The sequence below is a fragment of the Streptomyces sp. JLYT201 genome (assembly GCF_059448825.1).
Genome location: NZ_CM182551.1, coordinates 8586192 through 8600772, shown reverse-complemented (window position 1 = coordinate 8600772; position 14581 = coordinate 8586192). Strand labels below are relative to the sequence as shown.

Sequence of the window (14581 nt, the reverse complement as noted above, 5' to 3'; positions counted from 1 at the left end):
ACACCGCTGTACGGACGTGCGAGGGGGTGGACCGCCACCGTGGCGGGACCCGGTCAGGCGGGGGTGTTCTCGGCCTTCTTGCCGAATTCGAGGTCGGCGGTCGGCGGCTTGACCTTGCCGCCGGGCACGGTGGCGCTGCCGCTGTTGTTGGTGAGGTCCGGGTCGGCGGTGTCGGCGGCGGCCGTGGCCACGTTGAGGACGTCCGTGCCGTCGCCGCTGTAGTCCGCGTTGAGCCGCACCCGGAACGTCCACGACGTGGCGGCTCCCGGCGCCAGGGTCGCGACCGGCCCGCAGGTGACCGTGCGGTCCGTCAGCTTGCAGGCGTCGGCGGACGACACGAAGGTGAGCGAGGTCGGCAGGGGGTCGGTGACCTGCACGGCCCGGGCCACCGACGGGCCCTTGTTGGTGACCGTCACCGTGTACGCGTACTCCTCGCCCGGGGCCACCTGCGCGGTGGTCGTCGTCTTCTTGGCGGTCGCGAGGTCGGCCGCGGGGGCCCGCACCCCGCCCGGGGGCAGGGCGGCGGTGGAGGTGTTGTTGGTGAGGTCGGGGTCGGTGACGCCGTGCGTGACCTTCGCGGTGTTCCCGAGGTCGGAGCCGTCGCCCTGGTACGCGGCGTCGAGCTTGACGCGGAACGTCCAGGACACCAGCGCCCCCGCGGGCAGCTTCGCGACGGTGGGACAGGTGACGGTCTGCCCGGAGGCCGTGCAGCCGTCGCCGGACGACACGAAGGTCAGGCCGGTCGGCAGGGTGTCGGTGACCTTCACGTCGGTGGTGTCGGACGGACCCTGGTCGCGGACCGTGATCCGGTACTCGAACTCCTCACCGGGGCGCACCGGGCCCTGCCCCACGCCCGCCTTGCTGACCGCCGCGTCGGCGCTCGCGGTCACGGTGGTGGAGGCGGTGGCGGTGTTGTCGTCGGGGTTGGTGTCGGTCCGGTTGCCCGGGGCGATGACCGTCGCCGTGTTGGTCAGGGTCGTCGCCTGCACGGGGGCGGTGCCGGTGACGGTGTAGGTCACGGTGCCGCTGCGGGCCAGGTCGGCGGTGGTGTCGAGGGGACCGCTGCCCGACGCCGCGCCGCACGCGCTGCCGGAACTGGCGGTGCACGTCCAGGTCACGCCGGTGAGGCCGGGAGCCGCGTCCTTGACGGCCGCGCCGGTGACCGCGTTGGCGTCGCTGTTGGTCACCCTCACCGTGTACGTGACCGGTCTGCTCCCGGCCGTGACGGTGGCGGGCTTGCCCGTCTTGGTGATGCTGAGGTCCGTCGGGACGTTGATCTTGAGGTCGCCGATCTCGTGGTTGTTCGTGGCACCGCCGGTGCCCGCGGAGAAGCCGACGCGCAGGGTGGACGGCAGCGACGGCTGGCCGCTCACGGTCGACACGTCGAAGTCGCTGATCAGCTTGGTGAAGGCGGTGCCGGGCCCGGAGTCGGACCAGACCGAGACGAGGAGCTTGCCGCCGCTGGGCTGCACGGTGACGCGCACGGTGCGGAAGTTGGTGCGGCTGCCCGTCTCGACGGTGCCGCCGGGGCCGCTGGCGGAGGTGCCGAAGCGATAGCCGGAGGTGCCGTTGCCGCCACCGCGCAGCACGACCTTGTTGGCCTGAGTGCCGGGTCCGCTCGCCCCGGTCGAGTTGGCCGAGAAGTTGCCGAACTCGTCGATGCCGACGCCCAGGAACGCGCCGGGCACGCCACTGCTGGTGCAGCCGAACGAGCTGCCCGCGCAGGCGTAGCCGAGGGCGCCGCCGGTGGCGCCGGTCCCGGTCGCCGCCGAGCCGTCGGCGAGGAAGAACGCCAGGCCGTCACCCCGCTTGCCGGCGAAGGTGCTGCCGCCGTAGGTGGCGTACGTGAACTCCGCGACGATGCCGAGGCTCGTGGGGAACGAGTCCTTCATCTGCCACGACCCGGCCCTGTTCGCCTGGGCGGGCGTCAGGCGCAGCCAGCCGTCCGAGTAGGAGGCGCTGCCCGTGGCGGTGCCCAGGTCGTTTCCGTTGTCGAAGCTCTCGTGGACGGGGAAGGCCAGCTCCGCCCGCGCGTGCGAGGCCGCCGTGGAGGCGAGCAGCCCGCAGACCAGGACGCCGAGCGCGAGCAGCAGGGCGGCGAGCCGACGGGGGCCCGCGGGGTGCCGGGAGGTCGTCATCGCCGCGGCCCCCGCCCCGCCTCGCGGCGTCGTACGGCCGCCACCAGGAGGCCGCCGCAGGCCACGGCCGCGCCCGCGGTCCAGCCGAGCCAGGCGGGCACGTCACCGCCGGTGTCCGGCAGTTCGCCGTGGTCGCCGGTCTTGACGTACACCGTGTACGGCGGGTTCTGGTTGTCGCTCGGGTCCGGGTCCTTCGTCGTGGAGGTCACCGTGGCGACGTTCTCGATCCTGCCGAAGTGGCGGTTCTGCGCCGTCGCCACGCGGACGGTGAGCGCGTACGAGACCGAGGTGCCCGAGGCGAGGCGGTCGGGGCCGGGGCAGACGATCAGGCGCCCGCCGTCGTCCGGGGCGCAGCCGTCCGGGGAGCCGACGAAGTGCAGGCCCTTCGGCAGCGGGTCGGTCACCCGCAGTCCGCGCGCCGTGCCGGGACCGTTGTTGTGCACGGTGATCCGGTACGTGAAGGTCTCGCCGGGCCGGACCCAGTCGCGGCCGCCGGGCAGCACGGCCGTCTTGGTCAGGGAGAGGTCGGCGCGGCCCCAGTCCGGCGGGACGGGCAGGCCGGTCACGGAGCTGGTGTTGTTGCTCGCGTCGGGGTCGCGGGTCTGCGAGGACACCTCGGCCAGGTTCACGATGTCCCGGCCGTCGCCCTCGTAGTCGTCGGCGAGGCGTACGGTCACGATCCAGGTGTGGGACGCGCCGACGGCCAGCTCGGGCAGCGGGCCGCAGGTGACGGTCCGTCCGCTCGCGGTGCAGCCGTCCGCCGACGAGACGAAGACGAGGGCGTCGGGAAGCCGGTCCCTGACCGTGACGCCGACGGCCTGCGAGGGGCCGTGGTTGACGGCGGTGATGCGGTAGTCGTACACCCCGTCGGGCCCCGGGGCCGCGGCGCGCCGCAAAGACCCTGCGGGGTGCGACCGGACCTCCAGGTCGGCCCGGGCGGCGGCCGGGCGGCCCCGGCGCTCGCGGGCCCCGGCGGGCGGCGGCGGGGCAGAGGCGCGGGGACCGGCAGGCGTGGTCTGCGCCTCTTCGCGCGGGGCGTGCGCAGGCTCCTCGCGCGGAGCGTGCGCGGCCGGGCCCTTTCGCGCGGGGGCACCGGACGAGGCGGCCTGCGGCGCGGCGGCGGACGGCCGTGCCGACGGCGTCTCGCGGCGCGCGGCCTGCGGGCCCTGCGGCGGCGCGTCCCGGCCGGGCGCGGAGGCCGAGGGCACCGGCGTACCGGCGGGCGTGCCCGAGGGGGAAGCCGACGCGGCCGGGGACGGCGAGGCGGACGCGGGCACGGAGCCCGACGGCGACGCCGCCGCGCGGGGTGACGCCGCGTCACCGGAGGGCGGGGGCGCGGCTTCCGAAGGCGGCACCTCCGCGGCGTCCGGGCCACCTGCCTGCGGGCCGTCCTGCGGACCGGCCTGCGGGCCTGCCTGGGAGCCCGAGGCCGGACCTGCCGCCGGGCCCGAGGCCGGGCCGGCCTCCGGCGCTGTCTGCGGGCCTGCCCCCGGATCTGACGCCGAGCCAGGTGCCGCCGACTCCGCGGCCGAGGGCGCCGGTGCCGCGGCGAGGGCGGCCGCCGTGACCGCCGCCGCGGGCGGTGCGACCAGGGCCGCCGCACCGGCCGCGAGCGCCACCGCGCCGCGCGGCCAACGGCGGGCAGCCGCGCGCCGTCTGAGGTTGTGTCGCATCGGGAGACCCCTTCACATCGGGCACGGAGTGGCGGCACCGTTCCGGTCCGACCGAAACGCAAGATCTGTTTATCCGACTTTTCGCGCTTTGAGATGATCAAGGGGGTCGAACGAGTGAGAAGGGGACACCGAACAGCCCAGCGAGGAGACCCACGACGCGACGCGACCCCGGACCGTGGGCCCGGGGTCGCGTCGTGGCGGGAGTCGGCAGCGGCTAACGCACAGTCAGCTCCGCGATGCCCGGGCGCTCCTTGGCCCCCGGCTCGCCGTGCACCGTCACCCGGACGTAGCGGGCGAGCCGCGGGGAGTCGCCGGTCCGGTACCAGTGCCGCCCGTCGAGGGAGACCTCCACCTCGTACGACACCGGCTCGACGCCGGTCCACGTCGGGGTGGCGCCGCCGACCCGGACGGGCTCGCCGAGGTCCGCCGTGAGGGCGCCGGTGGCCGCGTCCGGGACCCAGGCCGTGGCCGCGTCGCCGTCCACCGCGGCCCCCGCGTACATGCCGGGCTCCTCCGACGACGCCTTCGCGGCGGCGCACCGGGCCGCGTTGTCGGTGGGCGCGAGGTCGGGGCGGCGCGTCTTGAGGACGGCCGGGGCACCCGCGCTGAGGACCTGCCGGCCCTGCGGCGTGTCGAGCGTCATCGCCTTCCCTCCGGTGAGCCGCACCGTCGTGCGGTGGGCACCGAGCTCGATGTCGAACGTACGGCCCTGCCAGGTCAGACCGCGCAGCGTGACGCCCTCGCCGAACTGCGGGGGCAGCGTCGGGTCGAGGCGGAGCCGGTCCTCGCGCATCCGCAGGCCGGTCAGGCCCTGGGTGAAGGTCTGCAGGAAGCCGCCCTTGCCGGTGAGGAAGTCGTGCGCGGGCGAGCCCGACAGCGGGTCCTCGGCACCGGCCTTGTCCCCGCGCGCCTCGGAGAACTGCGCGAACGGGCCGCGCACGAAGGGCCTGATGGAGCGCTCCATGTACGTGTACGTGGAGCAGCCAGGACCGCCGATCCCGGCGGCGTCGACGGCGTGCACCGAGTCCGTCATGGCGGGGCCGTCGGGGTCGGTGCGCCGCGCGTAGTAGTCGAGCGTGGCGGCCGCCGCGCCCGCGGGCATCCGCCACTCCAGCGGATACATCAGGAGCACCGTGTCGGCCTGCTTGATCTTGCTGCCCCGGTAGCCGTCGTACTGCTCGAAGACCTTGCGCCCGGCGTCGTAGGGGATGCGGATCCTGTCGGCGATCCGGGTCCAGGCGGCGGGGGCCCGCTCGCCGAGGAGCGCGGCCGCGCGCGTGGCGTGGCGCAGGGCGGTGACGGCGCCCGCGTTGGTGAACACCGCGTCGTCGACGCCGTTGCTGTACTCGTCGGGGCCCGCGGTGTCCTTGATCGAGTAGCTGCCGTCGGCGTTGCGGCTGACGCGGCCCGCCCAGAACTCGGCGATGCCCTTCAGGACCGGCCAGCCGCGCTCGCGCAGCCAGGCGGTGTCCTTGGTGGCCAGGTAGTACTGCCAGGTCGCCAGGGAGACGTCGGACTGGAGGTGGATCTGCGTGCGGCAGTGCGGCGGGTCGACGCTGTGGCACTCCTTGGCCAGGTCGCCCGAACTGCCGCTGTTCCAGGGGTAGAAGAGCCCCTTGTAGCCGAAGGCGCGGGCGTTGTCGCGGGCGGCCGCGCGGGTGCGGTAGCGGTAGTCGACCACGGACTTCGCCAGCTCGGGCCGGGTGGTGAGCAGCCCCGGGTACATCCAGGTCTCGGCGTCCCAGAAGATGAGGCCCGCGTAGTTGTCGCTGGTCAGGCCCGCCGGGGCGATGCTGTTCGCGGCGCCTTCGCGGGTGCTGGAGAGCAGCCCGTACTGGGCGGAGCGCACCCAGGTCTGCCAGTCGCGGCGCCCCGGCACCTCGATGTCGCTGCGCCACAGGCGGGCCCAGGCGGCGGTGTGGGCGCGCAGCAGGGCGTCCCAGCCCCTCCCGGCGGCGCGGCGGGCCGCGGCGGTGGCGGCCGTGCGCGGGGCGCGCGAGGTGAGGGCGGTGTCGACGCCCACGTACTTGGTGAGTTCGTAGGTCCGGCCGCGGCGCACCGGCAGGGTGAGGCCCTGCCGCGCCGTCAGTCCGCGGGCGCCGGACGCCCGGTGCTCCTTGGCGCCCCGCACGCCGTGCCCGGCGCGCAGGGTGGAGGCGACGGCGCCGTCGACCCCGGTGCCGTCCGTGCGGAAGGTGACGTCCATGGCAGGTCCCGGGCGGCCGTGCCGGTCGCCGCCGCCGGTCTGCCGCACCCGGCGCGCGCCCCGGCCGTCGACCAGGTCGGTGACGGTCGCCTCGCCGCTCCAGTGCGGCCGCATCCGCAGGCGTACGGCGCCGACGTGCGGGTCGGCGCGGTCGGCGACCACCTCGTAGACGAGGTCGGTCCTGCGGCCGTCGGCGGCGGTCCAGGTGAGGGTGGTCCGCACGAGGCCGCAGTGCATCAGGAGGCGCTGGCGGTAGGCGGAGACGCGGCCGGGCGGCGTCGAAGAGTTGAAGGTCTCGCCGCGCTCCCCGCCGGTGGTGACGGTCAGCGGGGTCCAGGTGGGCAGGGCGGCGACGGCCTGCCGGTCGCCCGCGGTGCGCGGGTTGTGGGCGTACAGGCCGGACACGAAGGAGCCGTCGTAGCGCGGGGTGTACAGCGGCCAGCCGGTCTTGGCCCCGGACGCGGTGTATCCGGCGCCGTTGGGCGCGACGCGCTGTCCCAGGTAGCCGTTGCCGACGAAGGCGTGGTGGGAGTCCTTGGGGTCGATGCGGGTGCTGTCGAGGGACCAGCCCCCGCCCGTACGGCAGTTGGCGGGCGTGGCGGCGGCTGTGTCCTGCCGCTCCTGCTGGGCGCCTGCGGTGGGCGGGGCGGCGGCGAGGAGCACTCCGGCGAGTGCCGCCGCGGACAGACGGGCGGCGCGGGGCCGCGTGACCAGGGAGTACGTCATTGTTCTCCGTCTTGGTGATCTGTGAGGGTCCACGGACCATAAATTTTGTGAACGAGGCACGTCAATATCCGCGCATCATCAATCAAGTTCTTAAGGCAAGAGGCAGAGATTGAGCCATCCGGCCCTCCGCGGCGCACGGACGGCTCCCCCGCCGCACACGTTCAGCCTCGGGCCCGCGGCGGGTAGCCTGCCCCGGGCCCGGATCTCCCGACGCCCTTGCCGACGCCCGGAGTTCACCTGTGACCGACGTGCGCACCATCGACTACCACGCCGCCGGAGAGCCCTTCCGCATCGTGCGCGAGGGGCTTCCCCCGATCCCCGGCGACACCGTCGCCGAACGCTTCGCCACCGCGGTCGGCGCGGGCGGCGCCCCCACCGCGCCGCGCCGCGGCCCGCTCGACGACGTCCGCCGGCTGCTGGTCCGCGAGCCGCGCGGGCACTCCGGCATGTACGGCTGCTTCGTGGTGCCCGCCGACGACGAGGGCGCCCATTTCGGCGTCCTGTTCTGGCACAAGGACGGGTACTCCACCGCCTGCGGCCACGGCACGATGGCGCTCGGCGCCTGGGCCGTCGACGAGGGGATCGTGGCCGCGCCCGCCGACGGCTCCGTGCAGGTCCGCGTCGACGTGCCGTCCGGGCGCGTCACCGCCACCGTGCACCGTGAGGGCGGCCGCACGACGGGAGTCACCTTCCGCAACGTGCCCGCCCGCGTCACCGCGCGCGGTGTGCGCGTCGCCACCGGCGCGGGCCCCGTCGACGTCGACCTCGCGCACGCCGGGGCCTGTTACGCCTCCGTGCCCGCCGCCGCGCTCGGGCTCACCGTGGACCGCGCGGCGCTGCCCCGCCTCGTCGCGGCGGGACAGGAGATCCGGTCCGCCCTCGCCGGGCACCCCGGCAGCCTCGACCCCGTCCGCCCGGACCTGTCCGGCGTGTACGGCGTCATCCTCCACGAGGAGCTGCCCCGCCGCCCCGAGGGTCCCGCCCAGCGCAACGTCACGGTCTTCGCCGACGGGCAGTTCGACCGCTCCCCGTGCGGCTCGGGCACGTCGGCGCGGCTCGCCCTGCTCGCCGAGGACGGTCTGCTCGCCCCGGACGAGGTGCTGCGCCACGAGTCCATCGCGGGCACCGTCTTCACCGGCCGCGCGGTGTCCCGTACGGACCGGGGCACGGTCACGGAGACCACCGGCCGGGCCTTCCGCACCGGCGAGCACCGCTTCGTCCTCGACCCGCACGACGAACTGCCGGAAGGGTTCCTGCCGTAGCCCCCGTCAGCGGCTGGACCCGGCCCGCCCGGCCCCCGTGACCGCGGCGATGTCGGCGAGGAGCCGGGCGGGCTCCGCGTACAGGTAGAAATGGCCGCCGGGGTAGAGCGTGACGGGGACGGCGGAGGTCGCGTACGCCTGCCAGTCCTGGAGTTCGCCGGGCGGTACGAGGGGGTCGGCGGTGCCGCCGAAGACGTGCAGCGGGCAGGCCAGCGGCACCGGCTCGGCCCGCTGGTGGGTCACGCCCAGGGTGAGGTCCGCGCGGACGGCGGCCAGCACGGAGCGGACGTAGCCGGTCTGCCGCAGCAGGCTCGCGGGCATGCCGCCGGTGCCGCGCAGCCACTCCAGGAGGCCCGCGTCGTCACGCTCGTGGACGGGCTCGGCCCGCGCCGTGGCGTGCGGCGCACGGGCCCCGGAGACCAGGACGGCACGCGGCGGCGCGATCCCGTACCGGCCGATCCGCAGGGCGAGTTCATAGGCGACGAGGCCGCCGAAGCTGTGCCCGAAGAGCGCGTACGGCTCCTTGAACTCGTCGGCGAGCGCCTCCAGGAGCGCGCCGAGAAGCGCGCCCAGGTCGTCGGGGAGCGGCTCGGCGCTGCGGGTGCCGCGCCCCGGCAGCTCGACCGGTGCCAGTTCCAGGCCCGCGGGCAGGTGCGGGCGCCACACCGAGAAGGCCCCGGCCGCGCCGCCCGCCTGCGGGAAGCACAGCAGCCGCACCTGGGGGTCGCCCGCGGCCAGACGGCCGGTGACCCAGCGCCGGGCGGCCGGACCGCCGTCGTCGTGCGGCCGGTGCCGGTCCGGAGGGCGCCGGTTCGCGTGGCGCCGGTCGGTGCCGGTGGGTTCGTCCATGTCGTCCTGCTCACCGCCTCCGTGGGAGGGAGGCCGCGACGTCCGACGGCGTCGCGGCGCAGTCGCCGCCCACGCTAGCGGTGACCGCACCCCGTAGGATGGAACTTGTCATCCATGTCAGGTTCGCGCGACGGTGCGAACCGGTGACGGCGAGCGAGGTGGACGATGCGGATCGGCGAACTGTCCCGGCGCACCGGGGTGAGCGAACGCTCCCTGCGCTACTACGAGAACCAGGGGCTGCTCGCCGCCGAGCGCACGCCCGGCGGCCACCGCGAGTACGCCGACAGCGCGGTCGACCGGGTCATCCGCATCCAGGAGCTGTTCGCCGCGGGCTTGTGCAGCTCGAAGATCGTGCACCTGCTGCCGTGCATCCGGGACAAGGACGGGGGCCCCTCCGAGACGGCCACGCCGTTCCTGGTGAGTCAGCTCAGCGCGGAGCGGGACCGCATCAACCGCATGATCGGCGACCTGGTGCGGTCCCGCGACGTCCTGGACGAGGTCATCGAGGCGGCGTCCGGCTGAGCCCCCGCACGGCACCCCCGGCACCCTCGGCGTCCCCGCCCCCGGGTCCCGGCGCCCCCGGCGGGCGCCGGGGACACCGCCCCGAGGGACTCCGTGTCACCTGCGCCAGAACAGGTGGTGCGTCACGGCGCCGCTCGGGCTGGGCACGACGTCGAGGTGGTACCGGTCGAGCAGCTCGTCGGGCGACTTCCAGAGCCGTGACCCGGCCCCCAGCTCCGTCGGTGAGACCGCCACGTGCAGGGTGTCGACGAGGTCCGCGTCGAGGAACTCCCGGATGGTGGCGGCCCCGCCGCCGAGCCGCACGTCCTTGCCGTCCGCCGCCTCCTTCGCCCGCTCCAGGACGGCGGCCGGGTCGTCGTCGACGAAGTGGAACGTGGTGTCGGAGAGGGTGAACGAAGGGCGCGGGTGGTGCGTCATGACGAACACCGGCGTGCGGAAGGGGGGTTCGTCGCCCCACCAGCCGCGCCAGTCGAGGTTCTCCCAGGGCCCGCGCTGGGGCCCGAACTTGTTGCGGCCCATGATCTCGGCGCCGATGTTGCGCGCGTAGTCCCGCGTCAAGTAGTCGTCGAGGCCGCGGCTCCCGCCGGGTTCGGTGCGCATCGGCCAGCTCGCCGTGGCACCGGCCCAGGCGAACATCTTCCCGGGGTCGGCGTCACCGAACGGCCGCTCCAGGCTCTGGTTCTCCCCCGCACCGAATCCGTCCCGCGAGACGTTGAAGTTCTGCACTCTCAACAGCTGACCCATGGGTCCCTCCAATGTTGTCGACACAAGAGAGACTCCCCGGCCCGGCAGAACTCATCGGCCGCGGCCGGGCGGATTGACCCCGGTGCACCAACGCGGCGCACAGCCGCGGCACCGGCAGGGGCTCGTCCACCTGCCCGGGCCCCGGTGAGCGGGCCACCGGCGGTACGGCTCAGAGCACGGGCGCGCGGGGCCCGTTCGGCGCTTCCAGGCGCCGGTCCACCACGGCCCTGGCGACCTCGGCGACCTCGTCCTGCGCCAACTGGCGGTAGCCGTCCTCGGTGACCAGGCACACGCGCGGGAAGAGCTTGCGGGTGAGGTCGGGCCCGCCCGTGGCCGAGTCCTCGTCCGCCGCGTCGTACAGCGCCTGCACGGCGGCCAGGACGATGTCGGACTCGGCCATCCCGGGGCGGTAGAGCTTCTTCAGCGAGCCGCGGGCGTAGACCGAGCCCGAGCCGGTGGCGGCGATGTCCCGCTCCTCGCTGCGTCCGCCCGTGACGTCGTACGAGAAGACGCGGCCCACGCCCCTGTCCAGGTCGTACCCGGCGAACAGCGGGACGACGGCGAGGCCCCGCAGCGCCATGCCGAGATTGCCGCGGACCAGGGTGGTGAGGCGGTTCGCCTTGCCGAGCAGGGACAGGGCGGTGCCCTCGATCTTCTCGTGGTGCTCCAGTTCGAGCTGGAAGAGCTTGACCAGTTCGACGGCGATGCCCGCGGTGCCCGCGATGGCGATCGCCGAGTGCCCGTCGGCGGGGAAGACCTTGTCGTACTCGCGGTGCGCGATGACGTTGCCCCGCGTGACCCGGCGGTCGCCCGCGACCAGGACGCCGTCCGCGTACGCGGCCGCGACGATGGTGGTGCCGTGCGGCGCCTCGAAGCCGTCGTGCGGGGCGGGCAGGGCGCGGCGGGCGGGCAGCAGGTCGGGGGCGTGCGCCGCGAGGAAGTCCACGAAGGAGGAGGTCTCGGGGGCCAGGAAGGCGGGCGGCAGACCACCCGTGCCGTGCGGACCGGTGTTCATGCGCGTCCCTCCCAGGCTCGCCGGCCGATCCGTGCTCGCCGACGGATCGTCGGGCGCACCCTACCCGCGACCCCAATCGGGTAACCCCGGGGACGAGTTGGCCGAGTTGGTCCGCTCCCGGCCCGGCCCGCGACGCGCGGGCGAAACACGTGCCCCGTACAACCCTCGGACTCCATCCTTGGTCGAAGAGGGCGCCGGAGGAACGGAACGGGCTTGTCCGGACCACCCCCGTGCCGCCCGGACAGCCCTTCCCCCACCTTTCCTCAACGGGAGCCTTTCTTGCGCAAGAACCGTTCGGCCGCGCTCACCGCGGCCTCCTTCCTGCTGTTCACCGGGGCGGGTGTGGCCGCCGCCCCCGCCGCGCTCGCGGGCACGCCGGGCAGCACGCACGCCAACGACCGCAACAGCGACTACAACGGCGACGGTTACGAGGACCTGCTGGTCGGCGCGCCCGGCGCGACCGTGGACGGCCACGAGGGCGCCGGGCTCGTCACCGTGCAGTACGGCTCTCGGCAGGGCATCGGCACCACGCGCGTGGCCCGGCTCAGCGAAGCCTCCACCGGCGGTGACGGCACCCCCGAGGCGGGCGACGGCTTCGGCACCACCGTCGCGAGCGGCGACCTGAACTCCGACGGCTACGACGACGCCGTGGTCGCCGCGCCCGGCGAGGACGTCGACGGACAGCGCGACGCGGGCCGCGTGACGATCTTCTGGGGCACCAAGCAGGGCCTCAGGCCCGGCCTGAGCGACTGGATCGAGGCCGAGGAGCCGCGCGCGGGCGAGCGGTTCGGCACCGGGGTCGCCGCGGCCCGGTTCAGCGGCGCGACCGAGGGCGACGTCCTCGCCGTGACCGACCGCGACGAACTGGACACCTACACCTACGGCGACCAGCCGCACATACCCGGGGGCCGGGCGTTCCAGCGGCAGTCCTCCCAGCGCCTCGCCGGGCCGGTCGCGGGCGGCGAGGGGGCGCGGGCCGCCGCGCGCCGCGTCGTGCTGCCCAAGTCGCTGACCACCGGGGACTACGACGACAACGGCTTCGCCGACCTCGTGGTGTCCGGCGTGACGACGGGCGCCGAACCCGGACACGGCTGGTCGACGTACTACGCCGGCGGCGCCGAGGGCCTCACCAAGCAGCGCGAGCTGCGCGGCGGGCCCGTCGCCGCGACCGGGGACATCGACGGCGACGGCTTCGACGACCTGGTGACCGGCGAGCCCGACTCCCCCGACGACGGCGGCGAGACGCTGACCGGCGGCCTGGTCGGTATCCGCTACGGCAGCCCGAACGGCCCCTCGTCGGCGGTGAAGTGGTGGAGCCAGGGCACCGCGGGCGTACCCGGCGTCGTGGAGAAGGGCGACCGCTGGGGCGCCGACCTGTCCGTGGACGACACGAACCACGACGGCTACGCGGACGTCGCGATCGGCGCACCCGGCGAGGACGTCGGGCGGGTCGCGGACGCGGGCGCGGTATGGCTGCTCCGCGGCGCGCGCGGGGGCCTGACCACGCGCGGCATCGCCTCCTGGACGCAGAACAGCCAGGGCGTTCCCGGGGTGGCCGAGAAGGGCGACAAGTGGGGCGCGCAGGTGCGGCTCGCCGACCCGAACCGCGACCGCCGCTTCGATCTGATCGCCTCGGCGCCGGGCGAGAACGCCGGTGACGGTGTCGCGTGGTTCCTCCCGGCCGCGCGGGGCGGCGTCACCGCCTCCGGGTCCTGGACGTTCGGCGTGAAGTCGCTGGGCGTGCCCGTCGACGGGGCCGCGTTCGGCACGGCGATCGACGAGTAGCGCGCCGCTGCGGCGACGGGCGGTGGGACGGGCCTGGCGCCAGGGGCGGGGGGTCGTCGGGCAGTTGGTCCGCGCCAACTGCTTGACGCCCCATTCCGTATGTCCTAAACCACGTAGAGGCACCGCAGGGTTGTGAGCGCTCTCAGCGTTCACTTCCCGACGCTTGATTGTCATGCACACACCCCCACGCGAAGCGATGTGATGACAGTGCTCCCCCTCCCTCGCCCCCTCCCCCACCCTCGCCCTCGCCGCCGTCGCGCCGCGCTCGGCGCGCTCGCCGCGGCCTGCTGCGCCCTCGCCGTGAGCCCCGCCGCCGCGTCGGCGCCGCCCGCGCCGCGCCCCGCCGCGGCCCTCGCGTTCACCGACGACTTCAACGGGCCCGCGGGCGCGGCGGTCGACGGCGGCAAGTGGCAGCTGGAGACCGGCGACAACGTCAACAACCACGAGCGGCAGTACTACACCTCGGGCGCCAAGAACGCGGCCCTGGACGGCCAGGGCAACCTGGTCATCACCGCGCGCAAGGAGAACCCGGCCAACTACCAGTGCTGGTACGGCCGGTGCGAGTACACCTCCGCGCGCCTGAACACGGCCGGGAGGTTCACCCAGGCCTACGGGCACGTCGAGGCCCGGATGAAGGTGCCCCGGGGCCAGGGCATGTGGCCCGCGTTCTGGATGCTCGGCACCGACATCGGCAGCGTGGGCTGGCCGAACTGCGGCGAGATCGACATCATGGAGAACGTCGGCTTCGAGCCCGGCACGGTGCACGGCACGCTGCACGGCCCCGGCTACTCCGGCTCCGGCGGCATCGGAGCGGCGTACACCCTGCCCGGCGGCGAGGCGTTCGCGGACAAGTTCCACACCTTCGCCGTGGACTGGTCGCCGAACAAGGTCACCTGGTCCGTCGACGGCCGGGTCTACCAGACCCGCACCCCGGCCGACCTCGGCGGCAGGCAGTGGGCGTTCAACAAGCCGTTCTTCCTCATCCTCAACCTCGCCGTCGGCGGCTACTGGCCGGGCGACCCGAACGGCAGCACCGTCTTCCCACAGAAGCTGACCGTCGACTACGTCCGCGTCACGGGGGGCTGATCCGGGCCGAGGCGGCCGGCCGACGTGGCTCCTCGTACCAGCCGGTCGCCGTGCGGGACACGCACGGGGTGTTCATTTCCCGCACTGCTGTGGTCCACTTCCAGCGTTTGCTGTCGGCGTTGGGCGAGGGCAAGTCGCTGCCGTTCGCGATCGCCGAGGCGCTGCCGCTGGTGGACCAGAGCACCCGCCCGGTGATCGACGTCCTGGCCGAGTACCTGGCGGGCCGGGAGGTGCTGCTGGCCCTGGGACACCTGCGAGCACCTGACAGAGGGCTGTTCGCTGGCCGTGCAGGCGCTGGTGCGGGCCGCTCCCCGCCGTGCGGGTCCTGGCCACCAGCCGTCGGCTGCTGGGCGCCCCGGGCGGGAAGGTGTTCACGGTGGAGCCGCTGCCGGTCCCCGGGCCCGGCGATCCCGCGGCGGCGCGGGCGGACGCGGTGGTGCTGCTGGCCGAGCGTGCCGCCGCCCGGATCCCCGGCCTCGCCTGCTCCGACACCGAGCGGAGCGGGTTCATCGGCCTGGCCCGACGCCTGGAGGGCCTGCCGTCGGCCATCGAGCCGGCCGCGGCACGTCTGGGCG

General features: G+C 74.8%; 10 protein-coding genes. 4 read left to right on the top strand and 6 right to left on the bottom strand.

The genetic code is table 11. The features are described 5' to 3' along the window. Positions 1-53: 53 nt before the first annotated feature. From AC5WAM_RS36590 to AC5WAM_RS36580, 3 genes are all read right to left on the bottom strand, one after another. Positions 54-2138, bottom strand: a complete 2085-nt coding sequence (locus tag AC5WAM_RS36590) for a hypothetical protein (protein ID WP_495520163.1) — start codon at positions 2136-2138, stop codon at positions 54-56. Then, positions 2135-3811, bottom strand: a complete 1677-nt coding sequence (locus tag AC5WAM_RS36585) for a DUF11 domain-containing protein (protein WP_495520162.1) — start codon at positions 3809-3811, stop codon at positions 2135-2137. Before AC5WAM_RS36585 ends, AC5WAM_RS36590 begins: the two co-directional genes overlap by 4 nt. Before the next feature lie 214 nt (positions 3812-4025). Then, positions 4026-6743, bottom strand: coding sequence for a discoidin domain-containing protein (locus AC5WAM_RS36580; protein ID WP_495520161.1), 2718 nt, complete (start codon positions 6741-6743; stop codon positions 4026-4028). Positions 6744-6982: 239 nt separating this feature from the next. Between AC5WAM_RS36580 and AC5WAM_RS36575 the strand changes: the two genes are divergently transcribed. After that, positions 6983-8005 (top strand): proline racemase family protein, encoded by a 1023-nt coding sequence (locus AC5WAM_RS36575; protein ID WP_366795800.1) that lies wholly within the window; start codon positions 6983-6985, stop codon positions 8003-8005. A gap of 6 nt (positions 8006-8011) precedes the next feature. Here AC5WAM_RS36575 and AC5WAM_RS36570 read toward each other — a convergent pair whose 3' ends face one another. Continuing rightward, a complete protein-coding gene (locus AC5WAM_RS36570) occupies positions 8012-8854 on the bottom strand; it encodes a thioesterase II family protein (protein ID WP_366795801.1) in 843 nt (280 codons plus the stop codon). A gap of 165 nt (positions 8855-9019) precedes the next feature. On the opposite strand from AC5WAM_RS36570, the gene AC5WAM_RS36565 reads away from it, so the two are divergent. After that, entirely contained in the window at positions 9020-9376 is a 357-nt protein-coding gene (locus AC5WAM_RS36565) for a MerR family transcriptional regulator (protein ID WP_366795802.1), read from the top strand. Positions 9377-9472: 96 nt separating this feature from the next. On the opposite strand, the gene AC5WAM_RS36560 is transcribed toward AC5WAM_RS36565, so the two are convergent. Together AC5WAM_RS36560 and prcB are read right to left on the bottom strand one after the other, a co-directional pair. Then, a complete protein-coding gene (locus AC5WAM_RS36560) occupies positions 9473-10120 on the bottom strand; it encodes a dihydrofolate reductase family protein (protein WP_366795803.1) in 648 nt (215 codons plus the stop codon). Positions 10121-10289: 169 nt separating this feature from the next. Then, entirely contained in the window at positions 10290-11135 is an 846-nt protein-coding gene (gene prcB, locus AC5WAM_RS36555; RefSeq protein ID WP_495520160.1) for a proteasome subunit beta, read from the bottom strand. A 279-nt stretch (positions 11136-11414) separates the two neighbouring features. Here prcB and AC5WAM_RS36550 point away from each other — a divergent pair, with 279 nt between their 5' ends. Both AC5WAM_RS36550 and AC5WAM_RS36545 read left to right on the top strand, forming a co-directional pair. Next, positions 11415-12920: an esterase gene (locus tag AC5WAM_RS36550; RefSeq protein WP_495520159.1), complete on the top strand. Its 1506-nt coding sequence runs from the start codon at positions 11415-11417 to the stop codon at positions 12918-12920. Positions 12921-13121: 201 nt separating this feature from the next. Further along, on the top strand, positions 13122-14006 hold the full coding sequence (locus tag AC5WAM_RS36545) for a glycoside hydrolase family 16 protein (protein ID WP_495520158.1): 885 nt from the start codon (positions 13122-13124) through the stop codon (positions 14004-14006). The last annotated feature ends 575 nt before the right edge of the window (positions 14007-14581 follow it).

Bases quoted from the DNA above. Each gene is read 5' to 3' on its own strand.
- AC5WAM_RS36580 (WP_495520161.1), bottom strand. From the start codon at position 6,743: ATGACGTACTCCCTGGTCACGCGGCCCCGCGCCGCCCGTCTGTCCGCG.
- AC5WAM_RS36570 (WP_366795801.1), bottom strand. From the start codon at position 8,854: ATGGACGAACCCACCGGCACCGACCGGCGCCACGCGAACCGGCGCCCT.
- AC5WAM_RS36545 (WP_495520158.1), top strand. From the start codon at position 13,122: ATGACAGTGCTCCCCCTCCCTCGCCCCCTCCCCCACCCTCGCCCTCGC.
- AC5WAM_RS36565 (WP_366795802.1), top strand. From the start codon at position 9,020: ATGCGGATCGGCGAACTGTCCCGGCGCACCGGGGTGAGCGAACGCTCC.
- AC5WAM_RS36590 (WP_495520163.1), bottom strand. From the start codon at position 2,138: ATGACGACCTCCCGGCACCCCGCGGGCCCCCGTCGGCTCGCCGCCCTG.
- prcB (WP_495520160.1), bottom strand. From the start codon at position 11,135: ATGAACACCGGTCCGCACGGCACGGGTGGTCTGCCGCCCGCCTTCCTG.
- AC5WAM_RS36560 (WP_366795803.1), bottom strand. From the start codon at position 10,120: ATGGGTCAGCTGTTGAGAGTGCAGAACTTCAACGTCTCGCGGGACGGA.
- AC5WAM_RS36585 (WP_495520162.1), bottom strand. From the start codon at position 3,811: ATGCGACACAACCTCAGACGGCGCGCGGCTGCCCGCCGTTGGCCGCGC.